The 15,844-nt window shown below is 49.4% G+C and carries 11 protein-coding genes; 3 read left to right on the top strand and 8 right to left on the bottom strand.

All coding sequences use genetic code 11. The features are described 5' to 3' along the window. Positions 1-163 precede the first annotated feature (163 nt). Complete coding sequence (locus ACFORK_RS18765) at positions 164-3,148, top strand: transglycosylase domain-containing protein (protein WP_379201708.1); 2,985 nt, start codon at positions 164-166, stop codon at positions 3,146-3,148. 109 nt (positions 3,149-3,257) lie between these two features. On the opposite strand, the gene acsA is transcribed toward ACFORK_RS18765, so the two are convergent. Then, entirely contained in the window at positions 3,258-4,982 is a 1,725-nt protein-coding gene (gene acsA / locus ACFORK_RS18760; RefSeq protein WP_379201706.1) for an acetate--CoA ligase, read from the bottom strand. A 163-nt stretch (positions 4,983-5,145) separates the two neighbouring features. Here acsA and ACFORK_RS18755 point away from each other — a divergent pair, with 163 nt between their 5' ends. Beyond that, on the top strand, positions 5,146-5,778 hold the full coding sequence (locus ACFORK_RS18755; protein ID WP_379201704.1) for a GNAT family N-acetyltransferase: 633 nt from the start codon (positions 5,146-5,148) through the stop codon (positions 5,776-5,778). Positions 5,779-5,791: 13 nt separating this feature from the next. On the opposite strand, the gene ACFORK_RS18750 is transcribed toward ACFORK_RS18755, so the two are convergent. The 3 genes from ACFORK_RS18750 to ACFORK_RS18740 all read right to left on the bottom strand — a co-directional run bounded on the left by ACFORK_RS18750 (position 5,792) and on the right by ACFORK_RS18740 (position 8,326). Beyond that, positions 5,792-6,487 carry a 5'-methylthioadenosine/adenosylhomocysteine nucleosidase gene (locus ACFORK_RS18750; RefSeq protein ID WP_379201702.1) on the bottom strand — a complete coding sequence of 232 codons (696 nt, stop codon included), beginning with the start codon at positions 6,485-6,487 and terminating at the stop codon, positions 5,792-5,794. Positions 6,488-6,584: 97 nt separating this feature from the next. Next, on the bottom strand, positions 6,585-7,595 hold the full coding sequence (ccpA, locus tag ACFORK_RS18745; RefSeq protein WP_066370851.1) for a catabolite control protein A: 1,011 nt from the start codon (positions 7,593-7,595) through the stop codon (positions 6,585-6,587). Between the two features lie 296 nt (positions 7,596-7,891). After that, positions 7,892-8,326, bottom strand: coding sequence for a hypothetical protein (locus ACFORK_RS18740; RefSeq protein ID WP_379201699.1), 435 nt, complete (start codon positions 8,324-8,326; stop codon positions 7,892-7,894). A 227-nt stretch (positions 8,327-8,553) separates the two neighbouring features. Between ACFORK_RS18740 and ACFORK_RS18735 the strand changes: the two genes are divergently transcribed. Further along, the gene (locus ACFORK_RS18735) at positions 8,554-9,078 is read left to right on the top strand and encodes a type 1 glutamine amidotransferase domain-containing protein (protein ID WP_379201697.1); all 525 of its coding nucleotides are present in this window, start codon (positions 8,554-8,556) and stop codon (positions 9,076-9,078) included. A gap of 90 nt (positions 9,079-9,168) precedes the next feature. On the opposite strand, the gene ACFORK_RS18730 is transcribed toward ACFORK_RS18735, so the two are convergent. The 4 genes from ACFORK_RS18730 to ACFORK_RS18715 form a co-directional block, all read right to left on the bottom strand. Then, positions 9,169-10,590 (bottom strand): DUF4179 domain-containing protein, encoded by a 1,422-nt coding sequence (locus tag ACFORK_RS18730; protein ID WP_379201694.1) that lies wholly within the window; start codon positions 10,588-10,590, stop codon positions 9,169-9,171. Between the two features lies 1 nt (position 10,591). Continuing rightward, entirely contained in the window at positions 10,592-11,098 is a 507-nt protein-coding gene (locus ACFORK_RS18725) for an RNA polymerase sigma factor (RefSeq protein WP_379201692.1), read from the bottom strand. Between the two features lie 1,002 nt (positions 11,099-12,100). Next, positions 12,101-13,867, bottom strand: coding sequence for a phosphoenolpyruvate--protein phosphotransferase (gene ptsP, locus ACFORK_RS18720; RefSeq protein WP_379201690.1), 1,767 nt, complete (start codon positions 13,865-13,867; stop codon positions 12,101-12,103). Then, the gene (locus ACFORK_RS18715; RefSeq protein ID WP_379201688.1) at positions 13,864-15,750 is read right to left on the bottom strand and encodes a glucose PTS transporter subunit IIA; all 1,887 of its coding nucleotides are present in this window, start codon (positions 15,748-15,750) and stop codon (positions 13,864-13,866) included. The genes ptsP and ACFORK_RS18715 overlap by 4 nt, the downstream gene beginning before the upstream one ends. Positions 15,751-15,844 lie beyond the last annotated feature (94 nt).

The following is a 15,844-nucleotide window of genomic DNA, read 5'->3' as shown; positions in this document are numbered from 1 at the left end:
TAGTCGATTCCACCCAAATCCACATCGCTCCGCAAAGAAACCCAAGCCATTCCCCCTTTGTTAGCGTATGTCAACCCCTTCTAAAAACAGGATTACAACGGGAACGCATTCAAAATCGTCAATTTGTGCTATAATAGTTCCGTTAAAAGGAGGATTATCGTCGATGGTTGAGGAGAAGAAGAAAAAAAACGCCAAGAAGCGTCCCCCCCGCAGATCCTGGCTTCGCAGATTTGGTTCTGTAGTGAAATGGATGTTCATTCTCGGCGTACTGGGTACTCTGTTCGCCGGAGGTGCGATGGCCGGCTATATTACATCTATTGTGAAAGATGACCCAATTCGCTCCGAGCAGTTTATCCAGCAGCAAGTCAGCCAGAACGCTATCACTGGATTTGCCTATTTCCGTGACGGCTCACCGATCGGCCAGCTTCGTACAGAAGAAGACCGAAGGCTGGTTGAGTACAATAATATTCCCCAGATTGTGATTGATGCGGTCCTCGCGATCGAGGATAATAATTTCTACCAACATAAAGGAATAGATCTTAACGGTACTCTACGTGCTATCAAGCAGAAGCTGTTGAACGAATCCGTTCAGACTGGAGGCAGTACGCTTACCCAGCAGCTGGCTAGACGCGTATTCCTTAATCTGGACAAAACGGAAGATCGCAAAGTTAAGGAAATTCTGCTCTCGCTGCGACTGGAGCGCTTCCTGTCCAAACAAGAAATTATAACAGCATATCTTAATAAGGTACCCTTCGGCAATGGGTCCAACGGATACAACGTATACGGGATCAAGGCTGCAGCTAAGGGAATATTCGGTCAGGATAATCTGGATAAGCTGAATATAGCCCAGGCAGCTTATTTGGCGGGTCTTCCGCAGCTTCCTTCCGCCTATTCCGCGTTCAGCGGTACTGGCGAGTTCAACGAGACTGCATTTAAGCGGGCTCTGGACCGTCAGCGGCTTGTACTGCGCCGGATGCTTGAGGAGAACAAAATTACGAACTCCCAGTATGAGGAGGCGCTGGCCTTTGACATCAAGGGCTCCCTGGCTCCTTACACCAAGAAGGCTTATGCTACCTATCCATACCTGATGCTGGAGACCGAACGTAAGGCTGCGGAGATCCTTCTGTCACTGAATCAGAACAAGACGGATGCCAAGGGTACGAACACAACAGGCACCACAGGCACGAGCAAGACCCCTGCAGACAACAAACAGCTTCTGGAAGCAGCCAGACAGCAGTTGATGACTGGTGGGTACCGCGTCTACACTACCATTGACAAGAAGGTATACAGCGCGATGCATAGCATCTCCGAGGATAGTTCTAACTTCACTAAGGACAGCAAAACCAAGGGGATTGAACAGACCGCGGGTATGATGATCGATAACAAGACCGGGGCCATCCTCGGGATGATCGAAGGACGCGATTTCAACATCGAGCAGATGAACTATGCTACACAGATGGTTCGTCAACCGGGCTCCACCATGAAGCCAATCGCTGCTTATCTGCCAGCCCTGGATGCCGGTTTGATTCAGCCAGCAGGAATACTGGATGATGCCCCGATTATTTTAAAAGATGGCGGGAAAGGTTTCCATATTCCGAAGAACGCCAATAATCGTTATCAGGGCCTTGTCACCGCCCGTTATGCACTGAATAAATCGCTTAACCTGCCCGCTCTGAAGCTTTTCAATGAGAAGGTCGGAATTGATAATGCCTGGGCTTTTGCGAAGAAGCTTGGTATTTCAACGATTCAGGAACAAGATTACAGTGCCCAAACAGGGGTTCTCGGCGGATTGCGCTATGGTGTATCAGTCGAAGAGTTGACCAATGCATATTCAGCAATCGGCAACAAGGGTGCTTTTAACGATGCCTATATGATCGATAAAATCGTCGATTCGGAAGGCAAAATCGTCTATCAGCACAAGGTTAATCCCGATCAAGTATTTTCCGAGCAGACTGCTTATCTCATGACGGATATGCTGCGTACTGTAATTACCGACGGAACGGCCAGCACCGTTAAAAGTAAATACAAGCATTTCAAAGATATTCCAATCGTCGGCAAAACCGGCTCCACGCAAAATTATGCGGATGTTTGGTTTATGGGTTATACGCCTGATGTAACACTTGGAATGTGGGTCGGCTACAAAGAGCAGATTAACACGCTGCAAGGCGACACACAAAGACGTCAGGCGCAATCCTTGTGGGCCAAGGTCATGAATGCGGTCATTGAGAAACAACCTGATCTGTTCGTCACCGATAAATTTGTACAGCCGGAAGGTATTGTGAAGAAAACAGTGTCTGCATATAGCGGCAAGCTGCCAACCAGCCTGACAGATCGGTTCAATACCGATCTATTCAATGCCAAATATGTGCCAACCACCAGCGATGACGGCATTTCCAAAGCCACATATATCACCTACAACGGTGTCAACTATATTCCGCACGATGGGACACCTGATGATTTCTTGAAAGAAAAAATTGTGGTGAAACGTGAAAAGTCGATTCAGCAATTGGTTAAAGAGCTGCTGGCTGCCTTCACAAAAATGAAAGATCACGAATCGCTATCCTATTACATGCCAGCGGATGCGAAGAGCGATGTACCAGCTGAGGTTGATCCACGGGTAGATGATGGCAATCCGCCTACTCCTCCGGGTAATGTCAATGTGTCTTACAGCACCGGCAAAGCGGTGATCTCCTTCACACCAAGTGGTTCACCGGATGTAGTTGGCTATCGCCTGTACCGTTCACTGAACGGCGGCTCCTTCCAGAAGCAGGCGGTACTGTCAGTAGGTGAAGGCACCGTATTCCAATCAAGCACACCGGCTGGCGCCAATGCTAGCTTCTATGTCACTGCAGTTGATGTAGGCGGACATGAGACGGCTTCGGGCACTATAGTCAGTGGGCCGATCGCTACACCGGAACCGACGAATCCTCCGGATTCCACGGATAACGGTAGCGAGCCTACTCCAGGCTCCGATAATCCGGAGGTAGGCGGTCCGGATGACCCCGGTATTATCTTACAGCCAGCGGGAAGCACAGACACCCCGCCCGCGGGAGGCGCCAATAGTAATAACAGTGCCAACGCCCCGGGCGGAACTGGCGCCAATACAAGCGGAGCTGGAGCCAATACGGGCGGCGTGACTACCCACTAAAGACCTTACTGCTTACGCAATTGGTTTAATGGTTCAAGACTTACAGTGCATACCAAAAACACCGTTCCCTGATTTTCATAGGAACGGTGTTTTTTTGCTACCAATAGGCTTAATCCTCAATCGTCGACAAGTCACCTGCAGGAAGATGCAGCTCCCAAGCCTTGAGTACCCGCCGCATGATTTTGCCAGAGCGGGTCTTGGGCAGCTTCTCCCTGAACTCGATCTCACGCGGCGCTGCGTGGGCTGAGAGCCCTGCTTTGACGAATGCTGCGATTTCTTCCTTCAGCGCTGCCGTAGGCTCGTAGCCTTCGCGCAGGGAGATGAAGGCCTTGATAATCTCGCCTCGTGTCAGATCCGGCTTGCCGATGACACCAGCTTCCGCTACCGCCGGATGTTCCACTAGCTTGCTCTCCACCTCGAACGGGCCGATCCGCTCACCTGACGAGTTGATGACATCGTCGATCCGGCCCTGAAACCAGAAGTAGCCGTCCTCGTCCATATAAGCCGAGTCCCCCGAGATGTACCAGCCCGGAATACGGAAGTATTCCTCATACTTGGCCTGGTTGTTCCAGATCGTACTCATCATGGACGGCCAGGACGTCTTGATCGCCAGATTCCCCATGGAATACGGCGGCAGCACATTGCCCTTGTCATCCAGGATAGCGGCCTCTATGCCCGGCAACGGACGTCCCATTGAGCCTGGCTTGATGTCCATGCCCGGGTAGTTGCAAATCAGCTGTGCGCCGGTCTCCGTCATCCACCAGGTGTCGTGAATGCGTTGATTATAGAACTTGTCGCCCCAGCGCACTACTTCCGGATTCAGCGGCTCCCCGACGGACAGAACATGGCGCAGGCTGCTTAAATCAATGTCCTGCAGGAGACTCTCCCCCGCTCCCATCAGCATGCGGAAAGCCGTAGGCGCACTGTACCATACCGTGACAGCATTGCGTTCGATCGTTTTATACCAATCCTGCGGGCTGAAACGTCCACCCCGAACCACATTCGTTACCCCATTCAGCCATGGGGCAAAAATCCCATACGACGTGCCTGTGACCCATCCTGGGTCTGCGGTACACCAGTAGATATCGTCCGGGCGCAAATCCAGCACTACCTGACCCGTATAATAATGTTGTATCATTGCTCGTTGAACATGATAGACCCCTTTGGGCTTGCCCGTAGAGCCTGAGGTATAGTGCATAATCAAGCCATCATCCAGTGTAAGCCATTCCGGTTCCAGCTCCGGTGAGGCCTGGGACATTTCTTCCTCATAACGCAAGGTTCCCTCATAAGCATCCGGGCCGTCTCCCACCAAAATAATATGACGCAGGTTAGGAAGTTCCTCCCGTTTCACCCGGTGAAGGAGACCGGGCGTTGTCACCAGTGCAACGGCTCCACTGTCCTCAAGCCGGTCCTTGACGGCCGTCTCCATGAACGCTTCAAAGAGCGGACCCACCACGGCTCCGACTTTTAAAATCCCTAGCAGACTGAAGTACAGTTCCGGTTGGCGCGGCATAAAAATAAACACCCTGTCGCCTTTGCCGATTCCGTACTTTCGCAGCACATTTCCAAACCGGTTAGAACGCTCCCGCAGATCGGCAAAGGTATACCTTTCCGCACGTACAGCATCACTATAGAGCAGCGCTGTGGCGTTTCCCCGTCCTTCCTGAACATGCCGGTCCACTGCTTCATGGGCCATGTTGACCTTGCCGCTCTCGAACCAGGAGAAATGTCTATGCACATCCTCCCAGCGAAAATCGGCTACTGCCTGGGCATAATCCGGCATATTGGAGCTTTGTACACGCCCCGGCAAAATTTCGCTGTGAACTTGACCCATCACTCTTGCCTCCCTCACTTCTTTGAATTAAGCTTTAAGGGTGAGACTTCTTTCATAATTAATGATGTCAATGCAGCATTTGTGAATATTTTATGTCTGAATCAGTATATCATAGCAAACGGTTACATTCCATATTTTATAATATTCTTGAAAGGAGTCAGTTATGGAGCACCGTAAGATTCCAATTAGTCATTCCCTCAATTATAACGGTAAAACGCTCACAGTTAACGGTCCCTTGTCACCTGAAGACATCAGAGACCTGGACATCCACCGTGATCTGGATGCTTTTCGCAAGCCTTCAGAGCAGCTCGAAGCATTAATCGAAATTGCCGAACTGCCTGAAGGGCGTATTATTGCCGCAATAGATCAAGGAATTATCATAGGTTATGTAACTTTTCACTATCCTGACGAAATGGAACTGTGGTCTCAGGGCGGTATGAAAGATCTTGTCGAGCTGGGGGCCGTTGAGGTTGCAAATGAATATCGCGGAGCTGGACTTGGCAGGCTGATGATTTCCACCGCCTTTGAAGGAGAACAACTGGAGAACTGCATTGTATTCACTACAGAATATTATTGGCATTGGGATTTGAAGGGTAGCGGGCTGGATGTGTGGGGCTACCGGCAGATGATGGAGAAGCTGATGAAAACCGTAGATATGGTGTGGTATGCGACGGATGATCCGGAGATATGTTCCCATCCGGCCAATTGCCTCATGGTGCGAATTGGCCGGGAGGTACCGATGTCCTCACAGGAAACCTTTGACCGCGTCCGTTTCAGGCAGCGGTTCATGTATTAAGAAACAGCAGAATTTACAGGGCTTGCAGCATTTGTGCCAGGATGGCATGGGAACGCTGGGAAGCCTCAATGGTAAACTCTTTATAGTTAACTTCTGCAGAGCCGTCAGCACGGTCAGACATGGAGCGGATGACAACAAACGGTGTATCGTTCATGAAACACACCTGAGCAACCGCCGCTCCTTCCATCTCGACACAAGCACCATTCATTTCCTGTCTCAGCGAAGCTACTACCTCTCTGCTGGCAATAAATTGATCCCCGGACAACACTTTACCGATCTCGTAGTGGCAGTTCAGCTCACGGCAGGATTTTTCAGCCAGGGCAATAAGGTCAGCATCCGCAGGGAACGAGGACACTTCCTGATCCGGGATGATCCCTTTTTGATAACCAAGTGGCGTGACATCCATGTCATGCTGCATACATTCCGAAGAGATCACGATATCCCCAATGTTCAGATCAGGGTGTACTGCACCAGCAACGCCTGTGAACAGGACCTTGGATACCCCGAAGGAGTCATGCAGGATCTGTGTAGTTACTGCCGCATTAACTTTGCCGATTCCGGATCTGCACAGAACTACCGGTTTATCAAAAATAGTACCCACGTGGTAGCTGATGCCTGCTTTCACTACCGTTTCACGGTTCTTGATTTCCTCCAGCATCAATTGAATCTCTTCATCCATAGCCCCGATAATTCCGATTACTTCACTCATATGTAGATTCCTCCCATGGTTCAATAAAATTTATAGTGTATAAAGCATAAAAAGCTCCAGAAGGAGCTTTCCATGCTATACATATCCAAATCCGTAATTACTTATTCAGATGATTGACAGACAACCGGAGAATCGTCTCATGCGGCAAAATAACACGGGCATTCTCTACGGTCTCTTTCTTCATAAGCTTTGTTAAAAGTCTCATTGCTACCGCACCCAAGTCGTACATTGGCTGGGCTACGGTTGTCAGCAGCGGACGGACCATGGAGGCCATCCGAATGTTGTCGACACTGATGATCGAGAAATCATCTGGGACTTTCAGACCTTCGTCCTGGATACTATGAATGGCACCGATCGCCATTTCATCCGTTGCGGCAAAGATCGCGGTTGGCTTCTTCTTCAGGCCGAGGAAGTACTTCATGGCCTCGACACCGGATTCGTAACGATAGTTACCGATACGCACCAAATCTTCTTGATACTCAATGCCAGCTGCTTCCAAGGCTTTCTTGTACCCCTGGAATCGAGCATAGCCGTTCGCCGGATCCTGCAGAGTGCCACTAATCATAGCAATTTCACGGTGTCCGTGGCGGATCAAGGTGTTCACCGCGTCGAAAGCTGCCGTTTCGTGGTCGATATCCACAGATGGATACGTTCCCTTCTCGTCACGGGTTGCGCAGAGCACAATTGGAACAGCAGAAGTCTGGAATGCCTGAATATGCTCATCCGTTACTGTACCGCCCATGAAGAGCAGCCCGTCCACTTGTTTCTCAAGCAATGTGTTAATAACACGAATCTCCTTCTCTTTGCGCTTGTCCGCGTTACAGAGAATGATGTTGTAATGATACATGTTGGCAATATCTTCAATCCCGCGTGCAATTTCTGCAAATATCGAGTTGGAAATATCAGGAATTACGACACCGACAGTTGTCGTTTTCTTACTGGCAAGTCCTCTTGCCACGGCATTTGGACGATAGCCCAAACGCTCAATCGCTTCAAACACTTTCTTCCGGGTCTGCGGCTTCACGTTGGGGTTATTGTTCACAACCCGTGATACCGTAGCCATAGATACGCCTGCTTCTCGCGCTACATCGTAAATGGTTACCGTCAAATTACTCTCTCCATTGCGATAAATTTTATCGTTCGACTAATTAAAATTATGATACGACACTTTGTACATTTGTGCAATGATAACGCTTCATTTTCCTTTCAAAAATCTTTTCATGGCAGAAGCATTACCTCGGAACGTCATTCAACCCGCGTCCCTATTGGTGCAATCATGTAACCTCTTTCTATCGTAACAAAAAGTGAGTGAAAAATCCAACTTTCGTGAAAAATTTTCATTGATTTTGCAGAAAAATTTCCTGAAAACAAGAAAACATCCACTGCTCATCCTTTTCCTGTAACTTATTTGACACTTTGTGTCGATCTCAAGGTCAATTGTGACAGTCGCTCACCCGTTTCACGCATCCATTCACCATCCCCAGAGTTCCCCGCGAACCTGTAAATGTCCAGCAAAAGATCAATTCGGCTCTGAACCGTCTTGCGGATCTCCTCTTCAAGTTCCGATAAACTCTCGCCACTAAATTTAGAAAACGTCTCTTTCAGTACAAAGGCCCATTCACTGCCGTCCGCCAAGGATACCTTGCTGCCCGCAATTCCTTCTATCCCCAATTGCTGCACTAGTTCGCCCAATGCTGGCTTGATGACGGGTAGCGGTTCATAACGCGAACAACTCTCACAAGTATAGACGGGCACATCTGTGATTTTGATCTTTGTGTTGTACACAAGCGTATGCATATGTATAGTCATGTCACCGCCGCAACCGCATGCTTTTTCCATCAAGTTATCTTTCCACATCTGCCACACCTCAAGCCTATATTAAAAAGCACGCAGGTTCCGACTTTTTACTTCTATATTCGACTTCGCCCTCCCGAATCCTTCTCATTTGCATATAATGATTAATTTGGCAATTGAACTATACATATCCACAGCTTGTGTGACTTAAAATTTTAAATTTGATAGAATGAATGAGAATAGCTAATAGATGCAGGAAGGAGACTCCAGTAATGAGACTACACGGCAAGAAGGTCATTGCACTAGTGGATGACGAATTTGAGGATTTGGAGCTTTGGTACCCTGTCTACCGGGTGCGGGAGGAAGGCGCGGAGGTTCATCTGGCTGGACTCGAAAAAGATAAAACTTACATCGGCAAATATGGTGTTCCCGCCAAAGCCGAATATTCCTGGGACGAGCTTGACGCCGCCGATTATGACGGCATTCTAGTACCAGGCGGCTGGGCGCCCGACAAAATCCGCCGCTACAGTAAAGTGCTGAAGCTCGTACAGGATTTCCATGCAGCCAAGAAACCGATCGGGCAGATTTGCCACGCCGGCTGGGTGCTCATTTCGGCAAAAATCCTGGAGGGTGTGACCGTTACTTCTACTCCCGGAATCCGCGATGATATGGAGAATGCAGGCGCCATCTGGAAGGATGAACCTGTTGTGACTGACGGACACATTATCTCCGCCCGCCGTCCGCCCGATTTACCGCCATACGGCAAAGCCTTTTGCGACGCACTGGCTGGGGAGTAAAGACGCACGTTAAGCCTTAAAAGAATACATAGCAGGCCCTCCTTCAAGCTTGTCTTGAAGTGCAGGGCCTGCTGTTTTTTTCAGCGTCTATCACCGCAACCGAATGGTCTTTACGTTCTTAATGGCGTTAGGATAGCTGTCCAGCGTAAACGTCAACGGCTGAGGAAGTTTTTCTTTTCCGATAAAATACAGATTAAGGCCGGATTCATTCAACTCCGTTGGTTTGGATTTTAATAAATTAGTAAGGTCAAAGTTGTGAGGAGACTGATCATATTCATGGACTTGTCCCTTGCCATCCTTAAACGACATGTTCATGATTAAATTGCCATCACGGCTTAATTTGTTACTATCTGTTAAATGATGCTTCAAAACAATTAATTGATACTCAGCGGAATCCTGTACTATTTCTACTGTGAGTGCATTATCTGGTGCTTTCACAATTTGCTGCCTATCTGTATCAATGACTAGTTCTCTCTTGGAAGGCTCCAAGGCATAGATTCCGTCAACAGTCAGACGCAGCGGTGCTTTGGGAACAGTACTATCATTACTAAATACACTAAATTCCCTTCCCTCTTTCCGGATTCGCTGCGGCAGATAAAACCCTTGGTATTCTGATTCATCTCCCAGTAATATTCGCGGGTTCAGCATTCCGAAAACATCCTGGGTATTATCCTTATCATATGCAGTCTCTACATAGATGCCGGTAACACCCGCATACACTTGCTTGATATGTATCGTTTGCCCAGCAACCGTTAAGGGTTGATTAAATGCAATAGATTGTCCGCTCTCTGCCATTGCCTTCTTGTCTATTTTGATGGGTACAGATAAGTTGATAAGCTGCTCCGGAGTAACAGGCTGCTGATCATTCCCGGCGCTCTTGGCGAGTTCAATCTGAACCTCCACTTCGTCCGGTAAATTATTGGCATCTCCCGTCCAAGTCAGGCGTGTTACATTCAGGGTAGTGCCTAAGCGAAGATTCTGATGCATTCCAATTAGTTCAGAACCTATTACCGCTCCCTTACTATCTGTCAATGACATCTGGTGGGTCTTTGTTATTTGGTCTGTCTTGTTGTCTACAGAGTAGAGAATAATGATACCCATAGCATCGGCTGCTATACCGTCAATTGTCAGCACATGACCCTCTTTTTCCAAGGAGGAGACATCCACCCGCTGCATCAATCCCGCCTTAATCGCTGATGATACTGTAGTATCTGAAGTTAAAATGGCCTGGTATGCCCCCAGTGGATCACTCTTCGAAAAAGAACTGAGCGCACTCCGCAGCCCCGTACCTTCTACCACCCATGAACCCACAGAAGCCAGTAAGAGCACGGCAATTACCGCAGCGGTTGTTGCTGTCCACAGGCGCTTTTTCCATAACGTTCTGGCATGTTGTGATCTCCTGTTTAGGGCAAGACGAACATTCGCATGAATCCGGGACTCCGGTATCCGTTCCGCTTCTAATGACAACCCGTGAAAATAATCTTCAAGAAGTTTCTCCTCGCGCAGAGCCATATCATACTTCCCCCTTAATTTTCATTTTGCCACGCAAATGCTTTAGTCCTTTGTTCAGCCAGGTTTTGATCGTTCCTTCTGGCTTGTCCAATATTTCCGCAATCTCTGTGATAGTCATGTCCCTGTAATACTTGAGTACAAGCACCTGTCGATACTTTGGCTTCATCCCATCCAGCGCCAGCTCCATATCCAGTCTTAGATCGCTTTTCATTTCCATTATGTCGCTTGCCGATCCTGCTGGCTTCACGGTCAGTACCCGCTTCCTCCGTTTAAGCTCATCATTGCAGCAATTGATAACAATTCGAATGAGCCAAGGGGTGAACCGTGTCGGATCTTTCAGGCTCCTTCGCTTGATCCAGGCCCGACAAGTAGCCTCTTGTAGCACTTCAAGTGCATCCGCTTCACTTCGTAAATAACTGTAGGCGATCCCATACAGAAGTCTTTGTTGCTCCTGCACCATTAGCATAAAGGCTTCCGCTTCGCCTGTATCCATTGTTTTGGCTGTCATTATACTCTCCATTACCCAGCGTTACTCCTTTCATGCAGCATTTTTGCCAAACCCTCTGGCGTTGTGCTCTCCTATATATTGACTGCGACAAGACACAAACGGTTTTACTATTTGGAAAAATAAACCTCTCTATAATATAAACAGGGGTGGTTCCAAAAGCGAACGCTCCCCTTCAAGCAAGACAGCAAAACATGTCCATTAATAGAGTTAATCCTAGACGAAGACGCCCCTCTCACGGTAGACAGATATAATCATAAACGCTGTTATGCTAAAGGGGAGCTTTATCACACCAATTCAAAAAGTGGATGCGGTAGAGCAGGCCCCAGTTCAAACGCAAAACCTGAAGCTCAGGCATTGCAAATAGAACGAGACCTTGAACCGCCGTACGCATGTCGCGCAGCGCAGCATGATGGACTGATCAGAGCCCGGCGCAGGTCCTCATTGCTAGCTTGAAAGCTTGGCTCTGGTTTAACAGGAAAATGTACCGTTAATTCTCCCCTTTCAAGGTTTTTTCTCGAATTAACAGGAATTTCTCCAGTTATTCTTCGACTTTATAAGAAAATCGAGAGGGATCCTATGGATTAACGGGAGAATTTCCAGTTATTTTTGGAAACACTTCTTTTTTCGAATCAATAACAGGAGTTTTTCCAGTTGTTTAAGCGCTGCATGATATTCACTTTTATTTCACCTGATCTGCACGCCCGATGACCGAGTGGGGTTGGCTTTGACTTTGGCTTTGACTTTGGCTTTGGCTTTGGCTTTGGCTTTGGGTTGGGTTGGGTTGGCTCTAGTTTGGGGTTGCCCATTCCCTTGTTCCAAAATGTGGTCAAACACAAATAGAACATGGCGGGTTCAGGAAATCTCCTGGACACCGCCATGTTCTATTTTCGCATTATTTTTAAGTAAATGGGCTTCTCATCAAGGAATATGCCTGTTATAAGACAGCCTCTTCAATCCAATATCTGTATCTGCTATTGACGCTACAACAGGTATTCGGCAGCCTCAGGAGGTCTTCTCCTTCGCTTCCGAACTGCTCCCAAGCGCAGTGGCACTAATCTTGGCATACGCGCTGAGCTTCGCTTCCGTCTCTGAGCTTGTACGCATTCGGAAGCAGGCCTTTGCTACTTCCCGAGCCTCAGCGGCGACGGTGTTCAGCGTGCGGTGCTTCACCTTCAGCAGCGCCTGTGGCGACATGCTAAGATTATTAATACCTAGCTCCAGCCACAGCGGCAGCGAACGCTCGTCCGCAGCCATTTCCCCGCATACGCTAACCTCAATCCCGGCATGCTTCGCCGCTTCCACCGTCATACGGATCAAACGGAGAACTGCGGGGTGATAAGGATGATACATATGGGCAATTTGCTCGTTCATGCGGTCTACCGCCAGTACATACTGCACCAGATCATTCGTACCGATACTGAAGAAATCCACTTCCTCAGCCAAAATATCCACGATCATGACTGCCGCTGGTACTTCGACCATAATCCCGACCGGAATATTCCGGTCAAAGGGAACGCCTCGCTGTTCCAGTTCCTCCATAACTTCGGCCAGCACAGCTTTGGCTGCCTGCACTTCTTCCAGAGAAGAAATCATGGGGAACATCATCTTGACCTTTCCATAGACACTGGCCCGCAAAATCGCGGTCAACTGGGTCTTGAACATGTCCTTTCGGTCTAGACTGATACGGATCGCGCGATACCCCAGGAACGGATTCTGCTCCTCTGCCAGCTGGAAATAATCCAGATGCTTGTCTCCGCCGATATCAAGGGTGCGAATCACCACCGGATGATCGCCCACCTTCTCCGCCACCAGTTTGTACACTTCGAACTGTTCTTCTTCACTTGGGAAGGAGTCACGATCCATGTAGAGGAATTCCGTGCGGAATAATCCCACACCTTCTGCGCCATATTTCAGTGCCAGATTCAGTTCCTTCACCGAACTGATATTGCCAGCCAGACGCAGGTTCACCCCGTCTCTTGTCACGGCTTCCACCGTGGCCAGCAGTTCTAGTTGCTCCCGCTTTTTATGCTGTTTATCACGGATAGAAGTGTAATCGATCACCGTCGCCTCGTCCGGATGCAGCTGCACCGACCCGTTATCTCCGTCAATGACCAGCATATCTCCGGTCTGAATGGGATTTGAAAGTTTGTTCTCAAGCCCCGCAACAAGTGGAATCCCCAGTGCCCGGGCCATGATCGAGGAATGCGACGTCTTGCCGCCCATCATCGTCACGATGCCAAGGACATAAGTAGGATTCAAATGAGCCAGCTGAGATGGAGATAGCTCCTTCGCAACGAGAATATACGGCTGAGTGTCGGACGGGAGGGTGACCTCAGGTGCGCCCAGCAAATGCTTCAGAAGACGATTGCCGACATCCTTGATGTCCACCGCCCGCTCCTTCATGTACTCGTCGTCAAGCAGGTCGAACATAGCTACAAAATGGTCGATAGCCTCCTTGACCGCCACCTCTGCTGCCTTGTACTGACGTTCAATAATCCCCCGAATCTCACTCATGAACACCGGATCATCGAGGATGGCCAGGTGAGCGTCGAAAATACTGGACTCTTCCGGTCCGACGACTTCTCTGAACTCTCTTTTAATAAATTCAATTTCATCTCTGGAGGTGCGGATACCTTCGTATAAACGCTCAAATTCTTTAGCGAGATCTACCGGGTTGACTTGCGTGTCCGGTAGGCTCCATTCCCAATTGGGCAGGACAAAAGCCTTCCCGATGGCAACACCTGCTGCGGCGCCTATGCCTTGTATCATGCTTCAATCCCTCCAACATTACTTTCGTGTAATACAACGGACATTACAGAAGTTTGCCCCTTTTTCACATTTTTGAATGGAGCATAGCTCCAGGATTTCACACGGTCAGGGTTCGTAATCACCATCGGTGTAGCGAGTGAAGCTGCATGCTCCCGCAGATAGCCGAGGTCAAATTTGACCAGCAGCTGACCGGGTTCCACACTGTCTCCCTCCTGCACAACGGCCTCGAACGGCCCTTTCAGCTGCGAGGTATCTATACCGATGTGCATCAGTACCTCAAGCCCTTCCGGTGTCGAGATACCCACGGCATGCATGGTTGGATATACGTGCATGACCTTGCCGAAGACTGGAGAGACCAGCTCGCCTTTTTCCGGGAAAAAAGCCACCCCATCGCCAACCAGCTTGGCCGCAAAAATATGATCCGGCACTTCCTCGATCGGCAGCATCCGGCCCTGCATCGGGGCACTGAACAGCACCTGCGGCAGATCGCGCAGCAGCAGCTTATTGATCTCCTCGCGGATCAGCTCCGAATAGGTTCCGAATACCACCTGCACATTGCCGCCACCCAGCTTAATGATCCCGGCAGACCCAAGACCTTTGAGCGCCCCGGCATCCACATAGCGGTCATTATGAACAGTCAGGCGCAGCCGGGTAATGCAGGCCTGTACCTGTACGATGTTCTCCTTGCCGCCAAGTGCCTCCAGAATAAGAGGAGCCTGATACGGTATATTACCTGCCCAATCGCCAAGCTCCGAGCCTTCCTCGCGACCTGGAGTCGGGATCTGAAAGCGGCGGATCGCCCAGCGGAACAAATTATAATAAACAATGCCATAACCGATTCCTATCGGGATCAATAACCACGCCCGTTGGGACAAGTGAAGATTCAGAAAGAAATCAATGGCCCCGGCAGAATATGAGAATCCGTGATGAATACCCAGTGAATAAGTTAGCACCATGGCCAGACCCGACATGACGGTATGTACAGCGAACAGATACGGCGAAGCGAACAGAAAGGCAAATTCGATCTGCTCCGACACCCCGGTTAAAAAACACACCAGTGCCGCACGCAAAAACGTCTTTTTAATCTTCGGCTTCAGGTCTTCACGAGCTTCCTGAATGATCGCAAACGCAATGGCCGGGAGCGCGAACATCATAATCGGGAATAGTCCCGCCATGAAAATCCCCGCTGTAGGGTCACCTGCGAAAAAGCGCGGCAGATCGCCCTGTACAACAGAGCTACCGTCAGGCGTCGTATACGTGCCCATCTGGAACCAGAACACATTGTTCAGGATATGATGCAGCCCAAAGGCTGTCAGCACCCTATATAGCACCCCGTACAGGAATACGCCATAGCCGCCGGTCCTCAGAATTCCCTGGAACAGTTGATCCAGTCCGCTTTGGAGCAGCGGAGCAAGACCGAGCATCACCCAAGCGAACAGGGCTGAGAACAGCCCCATGAACAGCAAAACAAAGCGCGACCCGCCAAAAAACTGAATCGCTTCTGGAAGCTTAATATTTTTGAACCGGTTATGTGCTACCCCGGCGACAATCCCGAGCAGAATTCCGATAAGTGTTGCGGGCTGAACATGGCCATCTCCCATCCCCGACACGATCCGGTCGTAGGTGAACATACCTGCGAGAGCGGCCAGCCCTGCTGGTCCGGCCTGGTTGGATAGTCCCCAAGCCACCCCTACTGCGAACAGATAGGGCATAAAGTAGAATACCCCTTGCCCAGCATATGTAGCCACTTCGGATACTGAAGAAAGTCCCCATGCAGACCACGGCAGGCTGCCAACACTCAGCAGTATGGCTGCGGCCGGAAGCACCATGGTAGGAAGCATTATGGCTCTGCCCAATTGCTGCAAAGATCCGAGCCAATTCAAGGCGACCCTCTCCTTTCTTACTATAATAAATGGTACGCGCTGCGGCAGGTTTTGTCAAAAGAATACATTTATCATTTCCAAGATTGCTCACAGA

Origin of the sequence: Paenibacillus sp. GCM10012306 (assembly GCF_042649265.1) — a bacterium.
Lineage (GTDB): Bacteria > Bacillota > Bacilli > Paenibacillales > Paenibacillaceae > Paenibacillus_AQ.
Note: the sequence above shows the minus strand (reverse complement) of the source record. Positions and strands in the feature narration are given on the sequence as shown.